Source organism: Pollutimonas rozaliensis (genome assembly GCF_048751585.1).
Taxonomy (GTDB): Bacteria; Pseudomonadota; Gammaproteobacteria; order Burkholderiales; family Burkholderiaceae_B.
In genome coordinates this window covers 1-259 of the sequence record NZ_JAZHOB010000215.1, presented here as the reverse complement: position 1 = coordinate 259, position 259 = coordinate 1, and the positions used below count along the sequence as shown (strand labels likewise).

1 pseudogene is annotated in these 259 nt (G+C 45.6%); it reads left to right on the top strand.

The features are described 5' to 3' along the window. Nucleotides 1-50 precede the first annotated feature (50 nt). Nucleotides 51-259: pseudogene (locus V0R37_RS22630) on the top strand (NAD-dependent epimerase/dehydratase family protein); the annotation flags it as partial.

Here is a 259-nt window from a genome sequence, read left to right as displayed (position 1 = left end):
CCGTAAACGTTTAATGCGCCTTCATATTGTGGTTCTTCAATAAAGGTATCGGTTATTCCAAGCAGCCATTTGATAACTATGTCCGCCGCCTATGGCAAGACGCTGCCGAGCATAAAGAGAAGCTCTCGCAAATTACTGGCTTTCGTTACTTTAACGTCTATGGCCCACGTGAGCAGCACAAAGGTTCAATGGCCTCGGTCGCTTTTCACTTAAACAATCAAATGAACGCTGGGGAAAATCCAAAACTGTTTGCGGGTAG